Origin of the sequence: Acinetobacter sp. Tr-809, assembly GCF_011753255.1 — a bacterium.
Classification (GTDB): domain Bacteria; phylum Pseudomonadota; class Gammaproteobacteria; order Pseudomonadales; family Moraxellaceae; genus Acinetobacter.
The window spans coordinates 362,882-384,728 of sequence record NZ_VWVZ01000001.1 but is presented as its reverse complement, the minus strand read 5'-3'; the positions used below and the strand labels follow the sequence as shown (position 1 = coordinate 384,728).

At 38.3% G+C, this 21,847-nt stretch carries 23 protein-coding genes and 1 pseudogene; 13 read left to right on the top strand and 11 right to left on the bottom strand.

Translation table 11 applies throughout. From position 1 onward, the window contains the following. Positions 1–87: 87 nt before the first annotated feature. The 3 genes from F3J02_RS02035 to F3J02_RS02025 form a co-directional block, all read right to left on the bottom strand. On the bottom strand, positions 88–1,038 hold the full coding sequence (locus F3J02_RS02035; protein WP_167247194.1) for a FecR family protein: 951 nt from the start codon (positions 1,036–1,038) through the stop codon (positions 88–90). 4 nt (positions 1,039–1,042) lie between these two features. Next, positions 1,043–1,558, bottom strand: a complete 516-nt coding sequence (locus F3J02_RS02030) for a sigma-70 family RNA polymerase sigma factor (protein WP_167247192.1) — start codon at positions 1,556–1,558, stop codon at positions 1,043–1,045. Between the two features lie 208 nt (positions 1,559–1,766). Beyond that, on the bottom strand, positions 1,767–2,366 hold the full coding sequence (locus F3J02_RS02025) for a TetR/AcrR family transcriptional regulator (RefSeq protein WP_167247190.1): 600 nt from the start codon (positions 2,364–2,366) through the stop codon (positions 1,767–1,769). A gap of 180 nt (positions 2,367–2,546) precedes the next feature. Between F3J02_RS02025 and F3J02_RS02020 the strand changes: the two genes are divergently transcribed. The 3 genes from F3J02_RS02020 to F3J02_RS02010 are packed head-to-tail and all read left to right on the top strand — an operon-like array spanning position 2,547 to position 5,409. Next, on the top strand, positions 2,547–3,599 hold the full coding sequence (locus tag F3J02_RS02020; RefSeq protein WP_167247188.1) for a sugar phosphate isomerase/epimerase family protein: 1,053 nt from the start codon (positions 2,547–2,549) through the stop codon (positions 3,597–3,599). 17 nt (positions 3,600–3,616) lie between these two features. Then, a complete protein-coding gene (locus tag F3J02_RS02015; protein ID WP_167247186.1) occupies positions 3,617–4,501 on the top strand; it encodes an alpha/beta fold hydrolase in 885 nt (294 codons plus the stop codon). Continuing rightward, a complete protein-coding gene (locus F3J02_RS02010; protein WP_167247184.1) occupies positions 4,498–5,409 on the top strand; it encodes an alpha/beta hydrolase in 912 nt (303 codons plus the stop codon). Before F3J02_RS02015 ends, F3J02_RS02010 begins: the two co-directional genes overlap by 4 nt. 104 nt (positions 5,410–5,513) lie before the next feature. Here the strand turns inward: F3J02_RS02010 and F3J02_RS02005 are convergent, their stop codons facing one another. Both F3J02_RS02005 and F3J02_RS02000 read right to left on the bottom strand, forming a co-directional pair. Continuing rightward, on the bottom strand, positions 5,514–5,999 hold the full coding sequence (locus F3J02_RS02005; protein WP_167247182.1) for a hypothetical protein: 486 nt from the start codon (positions 5,997–5,999) through the stop codon (positions 5,514–5,516). A gap of 57 nt (positions 6,000–6,056) precedes the next feature. Beyond that, entirely contained in the window at positions 6,057–7,430 is a 1,374-nt protein-coding gene (locus F3J02_RS02000; RefSeq protein WP_167247181.1) for a flavin monoamine oxidase family protein, read from the bottom strand. 100 nt (positions 7,431–7,530) lie between these two features. On the opposite strand from F3J02_RS02000, the gene F3J02_RS01995 reads away from it, so the two are divergent. Both F3J02_RS01995 and F3J02_RS01990 read left to right on the top strand, forming a co-directional pair. Then, positions 7,531–8,166: a TetR/AcrR family transcriptional regulator gene (locus tag F3J02_RS01995; RefSeq protein ID WP_167247179.1), complete on the top strand. Its 636-nt coding sequence runs from the start codon at positions 7,531–7,533 to the stop codon at positions 8,164–8,166. Positions 8,167–8,176: 10 nt separating this feature from the next. Further along, complete coding sequence (locus tag F3J02_RS01990) at positions 8,177–8,605, top strand: SgcJ/EcaC family oxidoreductase (protein WP_167247177.1); 429 nt, start codon at positions 8,177–8,179, stop codon at positions 8,603–8,605. 109 nt (positions 8,606–8,714) lie between these two features. Here F3J02_RS01990 and F3J02_RS01985 read toward each other — a convergent pair whose 3' ends face one another. Then, entirely contained in the window at positions 8,715–10,922 is a 2,208-nt protein-coding gene (locus F3J02_RS01985) for a TonB-dependent siderophore receptor (protein ID WP_167247168.1), read from the bottom strand. A 301-nt stretch (positions 10,923–11,223) separates the two neighbouring features. On the opposite strand from F3J02_RS01985, the pseudogene F3J02_RS18540 reads away from it, so the two are divergent. Then, positions 11,224–11,370 (top strand): annotated as a pseudogene (locus tag F3J02_RS18540) (hypothetical protein); the annotation flags it as partial. Between the two features lie 88 nt (positions 11,371–11,458). Here the strand turns inward: F3J02_RS18540 and F3J02_RS01980 are convergent. Both F3J02_RS01980 and F3J02_RS01975 read right to left on the bottom strand, forming a co-directional pair. After that, positions 11,459–12,148, bottom strand: coding sequence for an LrgB family protein (locus F3J02_RS01980; RefSeq protein ID WP_167247166.1), 690 nt, complete (start codon positions 12,146–12,148; stop codon positions 11,459–11,461). Positions 12,149–12,159: 11 nt separating this feature from the next. After that, on the bottom strand, positions 12,160–12,591 hold the full coding sequence (locus tag F3J02_RS01975) for a CidA/LrgA family protein (RefSeq protein WP_167247164.1): 432 nt from the start codon (positions 12,589–12,591) through the stop codon (positions 12,160–12,162). 110 nt (positions 12,592–12,701) lie between these two features. Between F3J02_RS01975 and F3J02_RS01970 the strand changes: the two genes are divergently transcribed. The 5 genes from F3J02_RS01970 (at position 12,702) to F3J02_RS01950 (ending at position 18,176) form a co-directional block, all read left to right on the top strand. Next, the gene (locus tag F3J02_RS01970; RefSeq protein ID WP_167247162.1) at positions 12,702–13,613 is read left to right on the top strand and encodes a LysR family transcriptional regulator; all 912 of its coding nucleotides are present in this window, start codon (positions 12,702–12,704) and stop codon (positions 13,611–13,613) included. A 108-nt stretch (positions 13,614–13,721) separates the two neighbouring features. Then, positions 13,722–14,570, top strand: a complete 849-nt coding sequence (gene yghU, locus F3J02_RS01965) for a glutathione-dependent disulfide-bond oxidoreductase (RefSeq protein ID WP_167247159.1) — start codon at positions 13,722–13,724, stop codon at positions 14,568–14,570. Positions 14,571–14,725: 155 nt separating this feature from the next. Continuing rightward, on the top strand, positions 14,726–15,316 hold the full coding sequence (locus tag F3J02_RS01960; protein WP_167247848.1) for a hypothetical protein: 591 nt from the start codon (positions 14,726–14,728) through the stop codon (positions 15,314–15,316). Between the two features lie 364 nt (positions 15,317–15,680). Beyond that, positions 15,681–17,192, top strand: a complete 1,512-nt coding sequence (locus tag F3J02_RS01955; RefSeq protein ID WP_167247158.1) for a hypothetical protein — start codon at positions 15,681–15,683, stop codon at positions 17,190–17,192. A 138-nt stretch (positions 17,193–17,330) separates the two neighbouring features. Continuing rightward, positions 17,331–18,176, top strand: coding sequence for a siderophore-interacting protein (locus F3J02_RS01950; protein ID WP_167247156.1), 846 nt, complete (start codon positions 17,331–17,333; stop codon positions 18,174–18,176). Positions 18,177–18,271: 95 nt separating this feature from the next. On the opposite strand, the gene F3J02_RS01945 is transcribed toward F3J02_RS01950, so the two are convergent. Both F3J02_RS01945 and F3J02_RS01940 read right to left on the bottom strand, forming a co-directional pair. After that, a complete protein-coding gene (locus F3J02_RS01945; protein ID WP_167247154.1) occupies positions 18,272–18,643 on the bottom strand; it encodes a hypothetical protein in 372 nt (123 codons plus the stop codon). Positions 18,644–18,662: 19 nt separating this feature from the next. Continuing rightward, positions 18,663–19,676, bottom strand: coding sequence for an MBL fold metallo-hydrolase (locus tag F3J02_RS01940; protein ID WP_167247152.1), 1,014 nt, complete (start codon positions 19,674–19,676; stop codon positions 18,663–18,665). A gap of 247 nt (positions 19,677–19,923) precedes the next feature. Here F3J02_RS01940 and F3J02_RS01935 point away from each other — a divergent pair, with 247 nt between their 5' ends. Further along, positions 19,924–20,532 (top strand): TetR/AcrR family transcriptional regulator, encoded by a 609-nt coding sequence (locus tag F3J02_RS01935; RefSeq protein WP_167247150.1) that lies wholly within the window; start codon positions 19,924–19,926, stop codon positions 20,530–20,532. A gap of 67 nt (positions 20,533–20,599) precedes the next feature. On the opposite strand, the gene F3J02_RS01930 is transcribed toward F3J02_RS01935, so the two are convergent. After that, the gene (locus tag F3J02_RS01930) at positions 20,600–21,007 is read right to left on the bottom strand and encodes a hypothetical protein (RefSeq protein ID WP_167247847.1); all 408 of its coding nucleotides are present in this window, start codon (positions 21,005–21,007) and stop codon (positions 20,600–20,602) included. 342 nt (positions 21,008–21,349) lie between these two features. Between F3J02_RS01930 and F3J02_RS01925 the strand changes: the two genes are divergently transcribed. Beyond that, the gene (locus F3J02_RS01925; RefSeq protein WP_167247846.1) at positions 21,350–21,796 is read left to right on the top strand and encodes a DUF2946 family protein; all 447 of its coding nucleotides are present in this window, start codon (positions 21,350–21,352) and stop codon (positions 21,794–21,796) included. Positions 21,797–21,847 lie beyond the last annotated feature (51 nt).

Sequence of the window (21,847 nt, the reverse complement as noted above, 5' to 3'; positions counted from 1 at the left end):
CTAGTCATTAACAATGATATGTTCCTTATCATCTATGCCAGTTGAGAATTAAAATCAGCTCATAAAAAAATGATTTTTTTCTGTTATTTATTCTGCGGCTTGAATATGGGTGAAATAACCACCTGCGTACTGCTCAATTTTAAGATCATAAGTCTGTGCAAGCATTGCATAGACTTTTTCGAAATGATCAATTGGATAGGTTCCTGATATTTTAATGTTTTCAACATCAGTATTGGTTCGCATTATGCCTTTTTGATAGGGTTGTAAACGAGCAACAAACTCTTTTAAGCTCATTTCATTCACCATTAAAAAACCTTTCGTCCATGCGATACTGCTTTCCTCATAGTTTTTTGTTTTATCTATCGCATGCGCATTAAAGCTCAGCTGTTGTCCTGCTTCAACGATTTGCTTGTGCTTTGATTGCTGTGCAGAAACACGGACCTTTCCTTGTGTTACAGTGACCATTGAATACTCTGGCGTCATTTTTACCAAATATTTTGTTCCTAAGGCTTGTGCTGAACCTTGTTGGGTATTCACCACAAATGGGCGATTAAGTTGGTCATGTCGAGTTTCAATCCAGATTTCACCTTTGCGTAAAATAATGGTTCGTTGTTGGTTTGTATATTCAACATCTATGGCAGAAGCGGCATTCAGTAAGATGACTCCGCCATCTGGCAAGGTAATACTTTTTCGCTCACCTATGCCACTGCGATAGTCAGCAAACCATTGCATCTGTTGATTACTTAAATAAAAACCTGAACACAGCGGAATAAGTGCCAATAACCATAAATATTTTTTATGATATTGCTTTGATGAGTAGCCCACTTTTTGTACGACAGGTATTACAAGATCGATCGGGACATCTGAAAATTTTGTTTGTAGTAATAACGCCTTTTCCCAAACCTTTTGATGTACAGCACTTTGTGATTGCCACTGCTGTAGTTGTTCAAGTTCATGTGATGACAGCTCATTTTCTTGCATGCGTATGAGCCATTCAATCGCTTGCTCTAAAACTTGTTGTTTATCCAAATTGGACATGAGTTTAGAGATCCTCAGCAGCTAACATTGCTTGCAAACAATGAAGGTAAGCCCGCTGAATATTACGTTTCACGGTACTAACTGAAATATCCAAGCGATCTGCAATTTCTTGATATTTTAATTTTTCTAACTGGGCATACAAGAACGTTAGAACCACGCTGTAGGGTAACTCTGCTAATAACGTTATAACCTCTACTAAGGTTTCAATAATTATGATTTGACGCTCTGGTGATGGTTGTTGTATTTCAGGTTGCTCAATTAAAACCTCAAGATAAGCACGCTCCACTTCCTTTCGCTGTAACCAGTTCACCATCAGCCCTTTCGCGATATTGACGAGATAGGCTCTGGGTTGCTGAAATTCTAATTGTTGCTGTCGTGCCAACAGACGCAAAAAAGTGTCTTGAGCTAAGTCTGCAGCATCTGCTGAGTTTCCTAGTTTTTTATATAACCAGTGATAAATCCATGTGTGGTGCTGCTGGTATAGCATTGAAATTTGCTGGTCTATCGCAGGAGATGACATAAAATACGCCATTCGATTATACAAATAATAATTATTATCATTTAAAGTCTTTCTAAATTCAATTGTAATTTATCACTAAACTTTCATCCCTATTCATAGGTTGAAATTATGCTTCCATTCCTTTCTTATTTTCACCAAAACGCTAAATAAAGGAACATTGTTGTTCCTTCTTTCTGCTATGCAATAGCCGTTGATATCTAAAATCAACTTATGCTCTTACAAGATATTGATCCAGATTTTTTAGTGCCAAGCTGATGTTTGATAATAGAATTTGTTCCGAATAACCATCTCTTGCCTGTACAGATAAGCCATGTAAAACCAGCCCATAATATTGCCCTAATTGTTCAGGGTCGGCATCCTCCAGCAATTGACCATCTCGTTTAGCCTGCTCAAAACGTTGAATCAGACTATTAACACGCTGAATGCGCTGCTGTTTCATCCAGACGAGAAGATCTTGATTTTCTTCACTTAATACACTTGCTGAAGAAACAACCATACAGCCATACGCGTGATTTGTTTGAGTGTATAACTTGATCGCTTCTTGAAATAATTGGGTTATTACTGCTTTGATATTTTGCTGCTGCAATGCTTTGACTGCAAAGCCACCTTCATTTTGTTCGTAATGTTTAACAGCTTCTCTAAAAAGCGCTTCTTTTGAACCAAATGCTTTATAAATACGTGCTGAAGCAATCCCCAAAACCTCAACTAAATCTGACATGGATGTTCCTTCGTAACCATGCTGCCAGAAAAAATCTCGTGCTTTGACCAAGGCTTTTTCTCGATCAAACTCTCTTGGTCTACCCGCCATAGTGCTTCTTTTATCAAATTTAGTGTTTTTTATTATTAATCGGAAAAATATTTTTCGCAAATAAATCAATATGATTTGTTGTATCTATACCCAATTTATGACTGTGATTTAAAAAATGAGTTGTTTTTAATTCACATAAAGCCTATTGTTTGTCGATCGACAACAAATTGAGTTTCAAAGATGCAAACAATCAAAGGCCCAAGTATTCATCTCGCGCAATTCAGCGATCATGTGTTTCCATTCAATAATTTAGCAAGCATTTCAGCATGGGTTGCGGACAATGGCTTCAAGGCTGTTCAACTTCCTGCGTGGGATAAGCGATTATTTGATGTCAATTTAGCAGCGCAAAGTCAAAACTATTGTGATGAGATCACAGGGATTTTAGATCATAACGGTTTGCAAATTAGTGAGTTAAGCACACATATTTTTGGGCAATTAATGGCGGTTCATCCTGCTTATGACGCTTTATGTGATGGTTTTGCACCAGATCATTTACATGGAAAGCCAAAAGAAAGAATGCAATGGGCTGAGCAACAGATACTTGCTTCAATTCAAGCATCTGCTCGTTTGGGTCTACACGAGATGGGAACATTCTCTGGTTCTTTAGCATGGCCTTATATCTTTCCCTTCCCGCAACGTCCTGAAGGGCTGATTGAAACTGCTTTTGATGAACTTGCGCGTCGTTGGATGCCAATTCTCAATACCTGTGATGAGTACGATGTCAATCTTTGCTATGAGATTCATCCAGCTGAGGATTTACATGATGGTGCGAGTTTTGAAATGTTTTTAGAACGTACCAAATATCATCCGCGTTGCAACATTTTGTTTGATCCTAGTCATTTTATTCTTCAGCAGTTGAACTATTTAGAATACTTAGATATCTACAAGGACTTCATCCGTATGTTCCATGTAAAAGACGCCGAGTTCACACCAACAGGCCGTCAAGGTATGTACGGTGGCTATCAAAATTGGGGAGATCGAGCTGGTCGTTTCCGTTCTACAGGAGATGGCCAAGTTGATTTTAAATCGATTTTCTCAAAATTAGCATATAACGACTATCAGGGTTGGGCAACTTTAGAATGGGAATGTTGTCTAAAAAATAAAGATGATGGTGCACGTGAAGGTGCTGAATTTATTAAGAAAAATATTATCCATGTAACCGATAAGATATTTGATGACTTTGCCGCTGCGCCCGTAAATCAATCACAAATCAACCAACTATTGGGCATTTAAGCGTAGAACGAGAAATAATGATGACGACGCACACTGAAAAATTATCAAAGCAATTTAATCATCACTACATCCATATTGAAGCTAAAAAATTACATTATGTATCCATAGGTAATGGGCCTGCTGTTTTACTGATTCCGGGCTGGCCGCAAACATGGTATGCATGGCGCCATGTCATGGCTGAGTTGGCTCAACATGGTTATCAAGCGATTGCCGTTGATCCACCTGGAACGGGTTACTCAGCTCCACTTGATGGTCACTATGATACTGGACGTATTGCAGCCATTCTATCTAGCCTGATGTCTGAACTTGGACATCATCGCTATGCGGTTATTGGGCATGATATCGGGATGTGGGTGGGTTATGCGCTTGCCTGCGACTTTCCTGAATCAGTCACCTCTCTTGCTGTCACCGAGGCTGTTATTCCAGGGTTAGCTCCACCGCCCGCAGTTTTTGTTCCACCTGAACAGAATATTTTTCTCTGGCATTTTATGTTTAACCAGATTAGCGATTTGCCTGAAGCTTTAGTCATGGGGCGTGAAGAAACTTATCTCAATTATATTTTTGATAAATGGTCATGGCATCGAGATAAAGTTGCTGCTGAAACCTATATAGAGGCTTATAAGCTTTCAGGACGTTTAACAGCAGGTTTTAATTACTATCGCGCCATCCCTGAAACCATTCGTCAAAATAAACTAAGGGAAACCAAAATTTTAAACATGCCCGTATTCGCAATTGGTGCTGAGCATGCAACAAACAATGCGCCTTATGAAACCATGAAAAAGGTGAGCACTCAGTTATCGAGTGCAATTGTCAAAGATTGCGGACATTTCATTATGGAAGAACAACCAGAAGTATTTTGTTCATTGATTCTTAATTTTTTACAGCAGGAAAAAGCAAGATGACTTTAAATATTGAAATCGAAAATTGGCTTAAGTCTCAGTCTGCGCTGCCCGCTGCTAATACATTGGATGAACTGAGGGCACAGATAAATCAATCGATTATCCAACAACAAGGTATTGATCGAGATTCATCTTATCAACACAGCTTTACTGTTATGACTGAGGATCAAGCAGAAATTGAAGTTCGTGTTTATGTTCCCTATGCCTTAGAACATGTACAACAACGCTCCGCGATGGTCTTTGCACACGGCGGTGGATGGTGTCTTGGCAGCCTAGATGCATGGGATCGTACTTGTCGTTTATTGGCAGAATCAACGATACAAGTGATATTTTCTGTCGACTATCGTTTAGCACCTGAAATTAAGTTCCCGATCCCATTAACCGATTTTTTTACTGCATTGTCTTATATTCAGCAAAATGCTTCGGTATTTGGTCTTGATAAAAACCGTATTGCAGTGGGTGGAGACAGTGCTGGAGCAAATATCGCAGCAGCAGCCTGCCTACTGGCAAAACAACACCCTGATATTAAAATCAGTCATCAACTGCTGTTCTACCCAGCATTAGATGCCACCATGAGTAACGCTTCTTATCAAACATATGCGCAGGGTTTTGGTTTAACGACGGCAACCATGGCTTATTGTTGGGATCAGTATCTTAATACTGAGTCAGACAAAGTAAATGAACTAGTCAGCCCTTTGCTCGTGCATTCATTACAAGGCTTACCCGATGCCACGATTTTTGTATGTGAATACGATCCACTTCGACATGATGGTGAAAAGTATGCAGAGAAATTGCAAGCTGCTGGGGTCAATGTGAAATTCCATTTGTTAGCAGGCATGATTCATGGTGCTATTCATATGTTAGCGATCACATCAGCTGCGAGAGAAATATATGATAAAGTCCGAATATAAATAATTGTGTGCTAAATGACTGAGTCATTAATTTTTTTTAAACGTCCTATATCGATGCAGGTATAGGACGATTTACTTTTAACTTAATAAGAAAAAAACACGCGCTAGACGAGTTTTGTATGTTGATAGTGCTGGATAAACTGCTCAATTTTAGAGGGGATTTCACGATATTGTTTTTTAATTGCCAGTTCCATCAATTCTATTTGGACTTGTTCTTGTGCAAGCATATAGTCTAAAAACTCACGATCAGTATCTGCTCCTAAAGCATGGACTTGTTTTAAGTCCTCCAGATAAACTTTGGTTTTTGCATAAACCAGTTTAAGTAACTCATCCAACAAGAAAGATGGCGTTGAACTGATCAGTGATGCTTTTGCCTTAGTCAAAAAAGATGGCGTTGCATCGAGACCTAACTTCTCTGCATATGCAAAATAATGTGCTGTATTGAACTGTTCTAACTTTTCATAAGCACTCCAGAAAATATATTCTTGTGTTCCCTTTACGCGATTGGCGATACGTGCAATTGCGATAAGCGCAAAAGCACGATTTTGCAATTCATAGTGAATTCCATTTAGAAACTGTTGAGACCGCATATTTATCCCTTACTCATTAGAATGAAGACCATGTAATTCAAGGCGATTACGGAACAATCACAGACTTAATGTCTGTTTGTGAATAACTTCTTTGGCAGCACGTATACCAGACTGTAAAGCACCATCTAGATAGCCACTCCATTCGGTTGCCGTTTCTGTACCCGCCCAATGAATTCGATCGACGGGCTGTCTGATGCAATCGCCATAAGTGGTCATCACTCCTGGTGGCATATGCGCAACATATCCCCCTTGAGACCACGCTTCAGTGAGCCAATCTTGTTCCACATACTCCAAAGGATGTGCTGCTTGTTGACCAAAGTAATAAACAAAATCTGCAATGACCCGTTGGCGACGCGTATCAACATCAAGCGAACTTAATTCAATTGCATAATCACCTTCGATCAATCCCAATAAGACACCATGACTTGCTCCTTCTGGAGATTGATCAAACACAACGCTGACTGCTCGATCTGTCGCAACCACAGCACCATTTAAGTTTTGTTGCTTCCAAAAAGCGTTGCTATAGGCCAAATGAACTTTAATCACAGCACCCATGGTCATACTTTGTAATAACCGTTCACGCTTTGTAGGTAACGGTGGTGTGTAATGAATTTTGGATGCAAGTCCAGGCGGTGTGGCAATGATGATATTTTTTGCCTTATAGCTGTGGGCTTTACACACAACTCTGACATGATCGGCATGCTGCTCAACAGCTAAAACGGGTGAATTTAGGATTAAATGCTCTTGTAATTGATCTGCAATACGCTTGGAAATTTGCCATGCACCACCGATGAATTTATCTTGCTGTGCTCCACCTTCAGTTGAGATAAGACTTTCAAGTCCATGCCCTTGTCTAAAATATTCGAGAAAAAACAGATAGGACAATTGAGAGGTGTTACAACAGAAGAGTGCCCCTACGATGGTTCGCATAAAATCTCGCGCACCGTCTGTTCGCACATGTTTTAACAGCCAACTTTCAACCGACTCTGCATCCCATTGCTTTGCCTGTGCTGCTAACCAAGGTTCACCATTCGGCAATGTTTGAGCTTCTTTATTCCAACGGCGCTCAAGTAGCGCAATTTCAAGCAGTGAAGCAATTGGCAGCTTGGGGATATTGGAGCGATATGATTTGACTAAACCCTTACGGCTGACCAAGCTCGCGCCTTTGATAAATTGAGGATAGGTTTTAACACCCAGTTCTTTGGCCTGTGCCAATAACAGTTGTTGTTGCGGACCAACCCATTGCCCACCTAGATCAATGGTTTCTCCATAGATTTCACCTGCTTTTGAGCGCCCACCGACACGATCACGCGCTTCTAAAAGCAATACATCTTTACCCGCTTTCTTTAATTCCAATCCGGCTTTTAAACCTGCTAAACCAGCACCGACCACAATTACATCCCACGTTTTTTCAGTTGTTTGAGTATCCATCAATATTTCCTGCTATTAAAATTATCATCCATATTTTAATGAACGCGTTCATTAAAATTAAATTTGATTTTATGGAACGTGTTCACTAAAATCAATAGCTATGGAAAATAATCAAACAAAAGCACCCCGCCGTGGACGTCCTCCGCGCAGTCAGGAACAAATTGAAGCCAATCGAAATGTGATTATTCAGGCGGCCAGAGACCTATTTGCAGCACATGGATACGAAGGTGTATCTATGCGTAAAATTGCAGCCCAAGCAGACTGTTTACCCGCAACGCTCTATACCTTATTTCCGAGTAAAAGACAGTTACTGCACCATATTTGGGAAGTGATTTTTTTAGATTTAATGCTTGAACTTGAAGAATGCTACAACAATAGTCCTGAATCAGAACGACTACAAAAGCTATGTACTGCTCAAGTTGATTTTTGGTTAAATCGACCAAATGATTGCAGAGCAATTTTTTTGATTGAAGATCATCCACAGAATGCTGAGGAACATTATTTTGTCGATGCTTCACAAGCAGTCCCTCAATTAGAAATTTACACCCGTGCAATTAAGGAAGCACAAGCCCGTGGTGAAATACGTGCAGGTGATGCGAACGAAATCAAGAACGTTCTACTCTGCAGTATGTTAGGGATTACTTTAAGTCTGATTGGTATTCCAGAATATCCTTGGGGAAATCCAAATACTTTAAAAGAGATGACGATCAGTGCATTGATCAAGGGATTGAGCTAAGGAAAAGATCATGGCTAAAGCAACTGCCGCAGCGCAAATCCCATATTTATTCCAAACTGCTTGGAATGAGCATGATATGGCTGCGTTTGCCTCGCTCTTTTGTGAGGATGCAAGTTTTGTGAATCGCTTTGGGCATTATGTAAAAGGTATAAAAGAAATTGTTGCCTTACATCTTCCTATTCATGAAACCATCTATCGCGATTCGACGCTTCAGAATGAAATCATAGAGCTGAGCCCAATCACAGATGATGTCGTTATTATCCATTTTTGGAGCAGATTAACAGCAGGTTTAGCTCACCCTGCTGGTATACATCAGGTAGATACATTGATTCTTGCTGTCTTATGCAAACAGAACGGATGTTGGTTGATTCGTGCCGTAGAAAATGTGACATTTACCAATCCAAGAACTGGGCAAGCAATCTTAAGAGATAGCTTATAATTGAAATAAACTCTGCCCTAAAAATTTGTGATTCATCGCTTAGTACAAATCTCTAGGGCTATTTTTGATCGACAAAAAATGTAGAAATCAAAAAAATTAGTTTTATCGATTAGAAGCGTATATTCCATGACAACTGTGCCGTGCGTGGTGCGCCAAGGAATAAATAATCGTCCCCAGCAAAACTACCAACATCTCGCCAATATTTCTTATTGAATAAATTATCTACGTTGACTCTCAACGTGTTGTCATAACCATAAGCACGGAAATTATAAGCTGCTCCGACATTAAATACGCTATAACCAGACACTTTTACTGTACCTGTTTTCTCCGCATATTTACTGCTACTGTACTGCATACCTGCTAATAAACGTAAGCCATCCACTTGCGGTAGTTGATAAGACACATAATTTGCGAAACGCACACTAGGTGTATTTTGAGTTTGATGCCCTTGATATGCCTCAACCTGTATATCTTTCAGACGTGAACGTGTCAGTGCTAAAGTTGATGTAATATCAAAGTTTTGACTTAAACGGCCTTGTAAACCAAGTTCAAGGCCAAAATTATCTCGTTCACCATCAGCTACATAATAGTTGTCTGAATTGGTATATTGGTTATCTTGTTTTAAATCAAACAAGGCTGCAGTTAAAAGTAAGTTTTGCCACTGCTGTTTAATCCCTAATTCATACTGGGTTGAATGCATAGGAGCCAAAGTAGCATAAGCATTGCCTTCAATACCTTTATCTGGATTACCTACAGCATAAGCAGGTGCTTGAGTACCATCACTTAAACCTTTGGCATATGACGCATATATATGAGTGCGTTCCCAAGGTTGGTACATCAATGCAAATTGTGGCAAGAAGCGATTAAAATTAGTATCTCTAATTTTATTGCCTTCAGCATCATAAGCATCCTCATTTAAATGCAAAAGTTTACCACCTGCTAAAACTGACCAGTTGTTGTTAAAATCAATCTGATCAATCAAATTAAGGGCTGTTTGTTGGCTGTTTAATGACTTGTAATGATTAGCTAAAGCTTTTTCGCTTGGTATGTAGGTAGCAGGATCCTCATAAATATTACCTGTGGATTGAGGAGCCTCAGATGCAAGTTGAAAGATAGCATCATATTGCGTATGGCGTTTATAGCTTTGGGATAACTCTAAACTAAGCTTGTGTTGCCATGATCCTGTGTTAAATTTTCCGTTTAATCCTGCTTTAAATTGGTTGGTTAGATAGCTGTCATCAGGGCTACGAAACTCATAAATGTCATAGTTACCATTTTGGTCAAAGTAATTGCCCTTAGTTTGGCATACATCGCTATAACAACCCCAAGCAAATGCAGAATAATCATCAACCACTACACGACTTTGTGATGCTGAAAAGTTTGCAGTCCAATCATCATTTACTTGGTAGGTATACTTTAAACCAGTATTCAGACTCTCATTAATTACAGGTTTACCCCAGCTTTGATGCCCCAATAAACGATCCCACTCAACATTTGTAGGTACATTTTTGCCATCAAGCAATTGGTAACCAGGTACAGAGCGCTGACGTTGACGTTGAGTTTCAAGATCAAATTCAAGTTTTGAGCGATCTGAAATTTTCCAATCCAAAGCCAGTGAACCAAACCAACGTTGTCCATTAGCATGCTCTACATAAGGATGGATTTCTTCTTTGGCGAGATTAACCCGATAGCCAAATTGCTGATCTGCGCCAAGTAAACCACCCAAGTCTGCGGCTACACGATTGCCACCATTATTATCTGTTTCCAATGTAAGAGAACGAATATCTTTAGGCCGTTTAGTCACATAGTTAACCACACCAGCGGGTGTAGACATCCCACTTTGAATAGCACTAATACCCTTTAAAATTTCAACCTGTTCTTTATTTTCAAGTGCAACATTTTGCTCACCCCGTAACAAATTACCATTTAATAAGTAACTTGAACCTAAATTCAAAGCAAAACCACGCATAACAAAATTTGGATAATAACCAATAGGTGCATATCCATCACCAACTGCTGCATCATTTTTAACGATATCCGATAGTGTTTTTGCATGTTGATCTGCAATTCTTTCCGCGGTTACTGTACTGATGGATGCTGGGATTTCAGCAAGATTCTGTTGAGTAAAACCCGATAAATTAACAGTCGGTTGATAATAAATCCCCCCTGCTGTCTGGGCTTTTACTGTGATAGGTGCTAAGCGTGGTGTATCAGCTTCAGTTTCAGCATAAACTGATACGGAACTTAGCCCGAGACATGAAAAAGAACCAACCGCCAATAATGCTTTTTGTAAACGAGAAAATGGATACGTTTTCACAGTCTTTGCCTAACCCCAGAAGATAATTTTTCAGCATGAATTTTACGGGCTTGAGTATTCACAATTTTCTGGAATTGAACAAGCATGTTCTGCACCATATCTTAGTTTTCTTATAATTTTTTTGACACAAAACAATTGAAGAAATAGATGTTAGTGTTATTTGAGTTTTTGGGTGGCACTTCGATTGTTTAGGGTGATGACTTTAATCGTGGAAAAGTGAAATCCCTTTAGATACTTTTGATCTGAAAATTTACGATCAGGCTACTGGCTTATAATTTATCGAGAGCTACACATAACCTGTAAACACACCATGACGATTGGCTTAGAAAATATATTGAATAATCAGTACTACTTACTCTACAGTCAACGCATGAGAAATAGTAACAATACCAGCCATTTGGTCGCGAATGGTGTAACACTTAAAGTATCTTATAGTCATAAGTGGTAAACAAAATAAGTCAGTAATAGCTGCCATAGCCGTTGTTACTGACTTACTCCATTCCTATTAGAGATAAAATGATGATATAAATCTCAATCTATATTAATAACCATAAATGAATAGCAAATGGTCCAATCAAAACCATCAAAATTCCAGCGATCACCATCGTCAGACTTGCAATCACCCCTTCCTCGCTATTACGTTGTTGCGCCCTCACCGTTCCAAAACCGTGTGCTGCATTACCAAATGCTGCACCATTTGCCACATTTGAGCGAATTTTGGTGATGGCTAAAATTGCGTCTCCACAAACCATCCCAACCAAACCTGTAATTACAGTAAATAGCGAAACCAAAGCAGCGGAACCATGAATATCTTCAGCTAAAATCATGGCAAAAGGTGTTGAAATGGAACGTGCCATTAGGCTATTGGTTACTTCAGGACTAAAATGAAATAACTTTGCCATTTCATACGCGGATATTACGCCAACACTCATTCCGACAATAATCGCAACTGATAGAACGCCTAGGTTTTTACGGATCGTTTCCCGATAGCGATAAATCGGCACGGCGAAGGCGACGGTTGCAGGCCCGAGTAAATTCACAATCCACTGAGTATCTTGCGCATAGGTCTGATATGAAATGCCGAAAATCATCATCAAGATAATCGTAAGTACAGGCACACTAATCGCTGGAGATAACCATAATTGTGGATATTGTTGATATACACGTTTTGCCAACACATATGCAATTAAAGTCCAGATCAAACAAACAATTGACCAAATGTTCATACGGATGACCTTTAGCTATGCTTCTGTTGAAAGTGTTTTCGTGCTTGTAGAAAATTCTTGAAAAGGTTGTAGTAGTGAATAGTTAAGCATGTACTTAACATAACCGAAACAGTACCAACCGCAATACTCAATACAATTTGCCATCCTTCGGTCATAAACAGATTTTTGTATTGCACCACCGCCACCACGACGGGAATAAAAAACAGCAATAGCTCACCTAAGACAAATGTAGCACCCATGGCAACTTGATCCATCTTGATAATTTTAAAGAGTAAGCTAAAAAGCAATAAAAACATTCCCAATATCCCTGCTGAAACAGGAATACCGAACTTCTGATTTAAGACATAACCCGCCAACCAAAACGCAGCGAGAATCAAGATTTGTTTAACTAATGCCAACAGTGAATTTTGTGGGAGAGATTTTGAAACAGCTTCGGTACTCATTTTAAGAAATTAAATGGTGAACAACATGATTATCTTATCTAGGTCAAAACCGCATAATATGAATTATTCATGTTAAAATTATGCTCAAATAGAATAATTTTAGTTTGATTATGCTTTCACTCAAATCGTTACAATGCTTTGTTACATTGGTAAAAACCAAAAGTTTTACCCGTACTGCAGAAGATTTATGTCTTACTCAACCTACAATTAGTAAAACGCTACAACAGCTTGAACAACAACTTCAGGTACAACTCTTTGTAAAACCTGAATATGGTCGTAAAAGACAGGTGGAACTGACTGAAATTGGGCAGCGTGTTTATCAACATGCGGTAGGATTATTGCAGGCAGAACAAAATATCTTTCTGGAAATCGAAAATTATCAACAATTAAAAACAGGCACCTTAAAACTCGGTGTTCCACCACTCGGTTCGCAACTACTCACCACAGCCCTGTTTGATTATCACCAACAATGGCCAGATATCGAGCTTTCCTTTCTTGAAGTAGGCTCTAAAGGAATAGAACAAGCTCTACTTAACAATGAGCTGGACGTTGGTGTGTTATTGCAGCCTTTCGATCGCCAGACTTTTAATAGTATTGAATTATGTGATTACCCATTAATGGTTCTATTGCGACGCGATGCAGCTTGGTCAACACGAAAAAAAATAAATCTGGAAGAGCTACAACATCAATCCTTTTTAATGTTTCCTGAAAATTTTTCGCTGAACAGTATTATTCTTGATGCTTGCCAACAGTATGGCTTCTATCCAAGTATCGCTTGTCGTACCAGTCAATGGAATTTACTGGCGGATATGGTGTTACAACGTATGGGTATTGCTCTACTGCCACGATATTATACCGACATGCTTGATCCCAATTTATTTGCAGCAATACCATTGGAAAAGCCTAATATTCAGTGGCATTTAGTTATGGCATGGAAACAGAATCTCCCGATATCACCTGCTGTACAGGCTTGGCTTGAGGTTATCCATCAACATTTTCAGACGATCCAACCAAGATTTTAGTAATAAAATTCGCATAAAAACAGATAAAGCTTTAGCACAAAAAAGCTACCCAATCCTGAATCAGCTCGCCTAGACTAGAGATATCTGTTGATCATATGGCAAATAACAATGAGTGAATCAAACTATATACCACCACAAGTTTGGCAATGGACTGGAGAAAAATCTGATTTAAATCAACCTACCTCGGGCAGCCGCTTTGAACATACATTACCAATTGGTAAACATCCGCTTCAACTGTATTCCTTGGCAACACCGAATGGTCAGAAAGTGACGATCCTGCTTGAGGAGCTATTAGCCTTAGGCCATCAAGATGCTGAATATGATGCTTGGTTAATTAAAATTGGTGAAGGACAACAATTCAGCAGTGGCTTCGTGGAAATTAATCCGAACTCTAAAATTCCAGCATTAGTTGATCATAGTCAAACTCCGCCAATACGTGTTTTTGAATCGGGTTCGATTCTGCTCTATTTGGCTGAAAAATTTAAAGCCTTTATTCCGACCGATCTAGCCGCACGTACTGAATGCCTAAATTGGTTATTTTGGCAAATGGGAAGTGCACCATACCTCGGCGGTGGTTTAGGGCATTTCTATGCTTATGCGCCTGTAAAAATTGAATATGCAATTAACCGCTTTGCTATGGAAACCAAGCGTCTATTAGATGTTCTAGATCAGCACTTAGCAAAACATGAATACTTGGCTGGCACAGAATATAGCATTGCGGATATTGCCGCTTTTCCGTGGTACGGCAGCATTGTCAAAGGTTGGGTTTATAATGCTGATGAATTCCTAGCTGTAGATCAATATAAACATGTACAACGTTGGGCCGATACGATTTTAGCGCGCCCTGCCGTACAGCGAGGTCGAATGGTCAATCGTACTTTCGGAGACTTAGCAACCCAACTGCATGAACGCCATGATGCAAGTGATTTTGAAACCAAAACTCAAGATAAACTTTGATCATAATGGTTTATAGCTAAATTCTTATGTTAGTTCGCTAACATAAGAATTTTATAATTGGTCACATAGAAAAATAGCAAAAATCTTGAATGTTGTGATTGATCGTTTCTATGTTGAGAGAAATACAAACCATGGATGTGTTTAAAGGTATTTACATGATCCCAGCTCAATTTTGTTATCGCGGTATAGCTTTAATTGTTTGTTTAACGCTAAGTTCATCAAATTGTTTGGCAAAAAACTTAGCACTTTTATTAAATAAAGATTTGCAAGAATCATCAATTACAATCAATGGCAGTGAATTTCTTCAAAAAAATCTAACACAAACACTTGCAGATCAAAAATATCAGTATTTTTCGGTTAAAAAAGAACAAGGCGTTATTTATGAAGCGTATATCAGACAATGTGCTGGTGATTATTTAAAAAATCTTGATAAAAATGAAGCCAAAGCATTCGAAGTGTGTACCCATGAAGTCATGGATAGTTTAGATGAATTGATGAACCAAACCAAAGCTTTGCGTATACATTATACTGGAACTCAATATGTCTATGATGGCGATGAGAACACGACCCCATTCCATTATTATTCTTTTATGCATGTTAAAAACTTCTATATGACCAATACGCAAAAACATCCAATGTATGGGGTGATATATCGCTGTAAAGTGAAAGCTGAGACAATGGGATTAGAGCAATTTGTTGAGTATGCGAAAAATAATTGTGCCAACACAATGGCTGCATCCCCCTAATTCACTTTGAATGGGATGATGGTAGCACTGCGCATTGTTACTATTACTTGTTGGTCTAAAATGCTGATCAGACTGCTGCTCAGTTATTCATTAAAGCTACTTAAGTATGTATAAAGTAATATTTTACCTATCAATGTAATCAATATAAAAACATAGATTTCATCATAACAAGTTGTATAAACAGAGTTTTTACGATTTTTGTCAATTTTATTAAGACATTTTCACTATTCAAAAAAGTCAATCAATTGCGCTATTTTCGCTATTTTGTATTTCAGACTTTGGCTTTATTCTGAAATATAGAATGGATAAAGCATAGAAGCATCCTAACCTAGGATGTCTGTATTCAATAGATGGGAGCAGTGAGTTGAGTAATAGATTACAGTCTAAAAATGATGGGATACAATTTCCAATTCAATCTGGCAAGCAGACTCCCAGTACAACAAATACAGCAAAAAAGATTTTATATGCCGCATTGAGCAGTGTGAATTCGCCATTAGCTCCACAACTTAAAAATGAGAAAAATTGGAGAAAAAAATATCCAGCTTACTTTCAAGAACTTGTTAAAACAGGTATCAGCTCCGTACATTATCCATTACTCATTGCTCAGAATGGTCTAGATACTGCTAAAAGTCTCTTCACCTTTAACCGAGCTGGTCAACAATCGACCTTAGAACAGGCCATGTCTGATATTGAAAACCAACCTTTTGATCGCTATGTCTTAAAGGGTGTAGGTAATTCTACTATTGAACCTTGGTATATTCCTTTCAATGGAGAAAAATTACAGGGACAAGCATTACGCGAACAAATAGATCGTTGGGAAAATCAGAAAGTTATCGAACCTAGCCATGCAAAAGCATTGCGCCTACTCCAAGCCCATCCAGAATGGTTTGATCTATCTTCACGGACGATGGTGTTGTTCGGTGCGGCTTCTGAAGCAGGTCCCCTCAGTTGGTTAGCAAAATGGCGCGCCAATATTATTGCGATTGATTTACCAAATCCTCAAATATGGGAAAAAATTACTCAAACAGTTCAGCAAGGTAACGCGACATTAATTGCGCCACAGATTAGCTTAGCCAATAAAGAAAAACAGCTAGGTGCGAACTTATTGACTCAAACCCCAGAAATTGCGAATTGGCTGAATACCTTTACAGAAACCTTAGATCTGGCAGGTATTGCTTATTTAGATGGTGAGAAACATGTCCGTGTTTCAATCGCCATGATTAGCATTATGGAGCAAGTGAGCAAACAGAAAGCGGACAGTAGTATCATGTTTATGCTGACGCCTACTGATATTTATGCGATTCCAAAATCTGTAGTGAATTCAATACAAGAAAAGATCCAACAACGTCCAGTTTTGGAAAAACTAGTAACTAAATCCATTCACAATATTTCCTTGACTAACTTCTTTAAACCAAATGCAAAGCAGTTAATTCAATCTGATAATGGTCAACAATACGGCATCTCCGATTGTATGGTCATTGAACAAGGACCGAACTATGCTCTTGCTAAGCGCCTACAGCAATGGTTTGCAATACGCAGTCGCGCACGTGGCCAAAAGACAGTCATCAATATTGCCCCTTCTACAACAACCCACTCCGTGGTTAAAAATCCAATTCTCAAAGCAGCCTTTGCGGGTGCGGACTTATTTAAAGTAGAAACATTTAGTCCTGAGACAACCAATGCCATTATGGCTGCACTTTGGGTACATGATTTAAATAACCCAGAAAGTGCAACCAATCCAAGTAAACAACTGAATCATCCATTAGAGTTAATCATGGAAAATGCAAACCATGGTGGCTTATGGCATGTACCTTACTTGGCGAGAACCGCCTTGCCCTTTGCAGCTGCATATGGCTGGATAAGAGAAAAGCTCTGACAAAAAAAATTTTAAGCACAGCGAGAAAATGCATAGCGCATCTTCTCGCTTTTATATTACACACAAGTTATTGCAAGTAATTATCATTATCATGCATAATTAATGAAATTTCACTTAATTATGATGAGTAAATTGACAATGACTACGCAAAAAATGACCTCAAACGATAACAATATACTCAAACAAAAAGATCATATGCGAAATCTCGAACAGACCGAGATGACAATTACTGCAATTTCAAGACCTTTCCCTAGCATTCTAAGAGTTCATGCTAAAATTAATACAGATCAGCCAGATATGTGGGATAAACCCAATTTAGCTGTACGTATCGAAGTTGCTGAGAATTTAACTCGTGTTTACACCATTCGCTCATTTAATCGCAATCACTCCGAAGTTGAAATTGACCTGATCGAACATGAAGATGAAAGTCCTGCAATGCAATGGATCCATAAAGCACAAGTCGGAACAACAACTCAACTGATCGGACCAAGACCGCACTTTGTCCCAGATTTTGAGGCAGATAAGCACATCGTGATGTTTGCCGATGAAACTGCCCTGCCTGCCCTTTATTCAATCTTGCAACATTGGCAAAACAATCTAAGTGCAGATATTTTTATTGAAAGCCACGATGCCAATATTTGTAACTATCTTCCAAATCAAGAAAATGTCCAAATACATTTACTGCAAAGAGAACGACAAGACCAAGCAGGGAAAATGGGCTTGTTACTTAAAGCAGCTTATCAATTTAAAAAAACAAATAATATAAGTGTTTGGGTGGCGTGCGAACGGAATGAAGCACGAGCGATTCGACAATTCTTTTTAGAGGAAAAATCACTGCCTAAAAAAGATGTACAGGTGACAGGTTATTGGAATGTTGGTCTTTCAAGTACGATTTTAGATCAAGTTCGGCTGGAATATTATCAGAAACATTTGGAAGCAGGAAAAACACTAGAAACATTTGATGACCTAGATATGCCAGTCTAATTTCAAAAGCTGTTTTTTTTTTAAAGATCTCCATACAAGCTTGTGTAGATAAATTAGTAATCCAATGCTCAGTAACATTGGATTCTTTTTGATTTTCATACGATAGTATTCAATAGTCGATGACTCATTTGCATGGCCTCATCGAAGCTGTCGGTTTTATAAAAAGGGATTTTCCAAACTTTTTGATCACGGAGCAGATAGCTTTCTTCAATCTCCATTTCTGTAATTTCAATCCATCCTTTTACAATCGATAATGCTTGTGTATGGGCCTTGATCCACTGAATCGCTTGCTTCCATTGATCTTGTGATGGCGATGGTTCATTAAACTTGGACTGCAAATGCCGAACTAACACAAAAGCTTGCTGCTTTTGTAATAGCTGATCTAACTGCTCAATAAAATCAATCAAACTGCCCTGATGCTGATGTGTTATTTCCACCGTAGGAAAATTTTCTAAATTTAATTCCATGTCATACTCCTAAAGAAAGTTATTGAGTTGGATCAGACTGTAATTCTTTGACTAAGCTTGGCAGCACAATTGCTTGCTGCGTTAACTCCGCATAAAAGTTTGCAATTTGGAATGGCAGAAAAACTCGGTTATTCCAATCTGGATATTCTCTATAGATCGTCGGCGAAATTGTTTGAATGATTTGATCCTGATTAAGTCCTAATGCAATGTGCTGTTTCACCAAAGCTTTCACTCGAAGCATATGCTGTTTAAATGCTTGTAGATCTTGTATTGTTGAAAGCCTGCCATGGCCAGGTACAACAATTTTCGGTTTCATTTCAATTGTCTGTTGAATCACCTTGATCCATTCACTCCCTTTCGCGTCAGCATCAGGCATAATCGGATAAAAGTTTTTTTCATACAGATCGCCCATAAAAACTGTGCCTGACGTTTGATCATAAATAATCTGATCTCCTCGTGTATGTGCTGGCATTTCCTGCAAAGTGACCAATCGACCACCTAAATCAACTACTGTTCGCTTGCTATAGGTTTTATCTGCATTACGAATCACCACCTTTTCAAGTGCTTTTTTTTCGATCTGCCCAAATGCTCGAAACATCTGAAGATAATTTGCGCCTTTATCTTTTAGCTCATGCTCTTGTTTTTGATTGATGATATAGGTCGCATCTTTAAATTCAGCAGCACCAAATTGATGTTCTGGATGAAAATGTGTGGTTGTGAGATAAATTTTTCTATTTTTAGCGATATCTTTTGCGACTTGATAAACATGTCGGCCGTTTTGCATGCCCATACCCGTATCAATTACTAAGATCGCATCTTTGCCTTCAATGATCCCAATATTAGGCACATAGTTAATATATGGATCAGGAATTAACCAGACTCCAGCTGCAATAAGTTGTTTCTTTTCAACCTGAACAATAGGTGCTGCAGTCAGTTGATACTGAATGCTACTTTCTGCAACATTGCTATTTGCATAGACATGAAAGCTACTCAATACCATGAGTGAAAATGCGAGGGAGAGTTTGGTCTTCATTGCTTTAGTTTCCTCAATAATTTGAAGAAGTGATACGATAGATTCATAATATGAGCAAAAGCTCACATTAGATACTCGCATTCGCAGTACTGTATTTTAATTTATTTAAATGAATAGGTTATGAATAAATTCTCTTATTTTTTTGAGAATAATTCAGTCATTACTCATATTTTTTCATACCGATAAGATTGTAAGCGTTTACGAAAAGTGAGTTAATGCTCACATTTACTCTGTCTGATTGATTCAAATGAAAACAGCCTTTAAACCCAGAAAAATGCCCCGCCAAGGTCGTTCGAAAGTGACTGTAGATGCGATATTACAAAGTGCAGCTGAAATTTTGAAAGAGATGGATTATGCAAAATTTAATACCAATTTAGTCGCAGAACGAGCAGGTATTAGTATTGGTTCTCTGTATCAGTATTTTCCCAATAAAGATGCTTTAATTGTTGCACTACATAAAAAACATACCCAACACATTCATGATTTACTTCGAACTGTGATTGATCATCAAAATGCACAAACCTTAAAACAAAGAATTGAATCCTTAGTCGATGCTGTCATTGCAGCGCATTCTTTTGAACCAGAATTACATCAATTACTTGAAAAGAAACTCCCATTTTTTGATATCAATCGGGTTGAAGATGAAACAGGAATTCGACAGGAAATTTTTCGCTTGGTCGAATTACATCAAGATGAAATCGTAGAAAAAAATACAGCGCTTATGGTTTGGATGATTCTCCAATTGTTAGAATCTTTAATCCACGCTGCAGTGCTTGAAGCACCCGTCAATATCGCACCACAGGTATTGAGAAATGCGATTATTCAGTCGATCTATAATTATCTAACTAAAGCCTAGAAAGTGGGAAGCAGTCTAAGCAAAAATTGATTTCCGTTTGCCCCCACTCAGATCACACTATCATTTATTATCCTGTGCTATTTTTTATTCTTCGGCGAATTTCTTCACGCCACTTTGCAGCATTATCTTGTTGCTTATTCAGCACAACACCAAGCATATAAGCAGTTACAGCTGCACCAATGAGCGCGATACCACTTTCGTAAATGATATCGATCACAAATTCAAGAATACCTTCTGATAAAAAGCTCAATGCACCTGAATATTTAAGGAACTTTGCAATTGCAACAATAGCTACACCTAAACATGCGCCAGCCCAGAGAAAAAATTTATGGATATTGATTGGGGCGGTGACTTCATCAATTTGGTCAGGATATTCACGGTAGTATTCCACTTCTTCATCGGTCACTTCAGGTGAAGATTTGAAGAATAACCGCATAAATAGTGTGTCATGATCTAGCTTTAAGCCTTTTTTCATTCTGATCATCTATATTTTCAATTTTTTAACATATTAGCTATTTTTTATTCGCTAATAAATGAAAGGCTTGATAGATCTGTGGTCTTTTCAATAAGAAATAAGAGCAAATATGAACTATTTATTTGCTTTAAATATCTATGCTATCTAAATATTATTGCCATTATAAAGTAAATTTAAATGATAGCTGATTCAGAGATAATGCTTATGATTTTGAAATATATAAACTTTCCACCATAAAGGCATCATGGTTTATTAAATTAATTTAATTATATCTTTCAAAAAAAGATTTCTTTGCTATAGTGTTTTACCAATGATTTCCAGAAAGAGATCAATCGGGTGTTGATGCTTGGAAGATTGCTTGGATTCTATGCAATCTTTTTACAAATCGCTGTGTTCTTACAGCCATTACTGCCAGAGAAATATCAAGTTTCTCCAGTATGTGAGACTATTGCCCAAGTTTTATTGCAAGACCACCATTCTACCTCTCCTCTCCATAATCATCATCTTTCTGCTCAGCATGATACTGTAGATGAGCATCAAGCTTTTTCAGCTGAAGTTAAAACATCGGCAAGCCACCATCATCACCATGACGCAAACCATCAGTGTCAATACTGCGTGGTGTACAGCCATGTACTGCCGTTACCAGATGTCGATCTAAAGCAAATTCTAGTCCGAATTCAGGTTCGTTTTCTGGCTTTTATTGAAAACTATTTCCATGTTTTCTTTCAGCTTCAGCAACTCTTTCTCACTCCTCAGGGTCGAGCACCTCCTCCATTACTATCATTCTGACTTGAAGCTCAAAACTTTTTAGTTTTGAAAAACTTATATTCAAGAGATTAT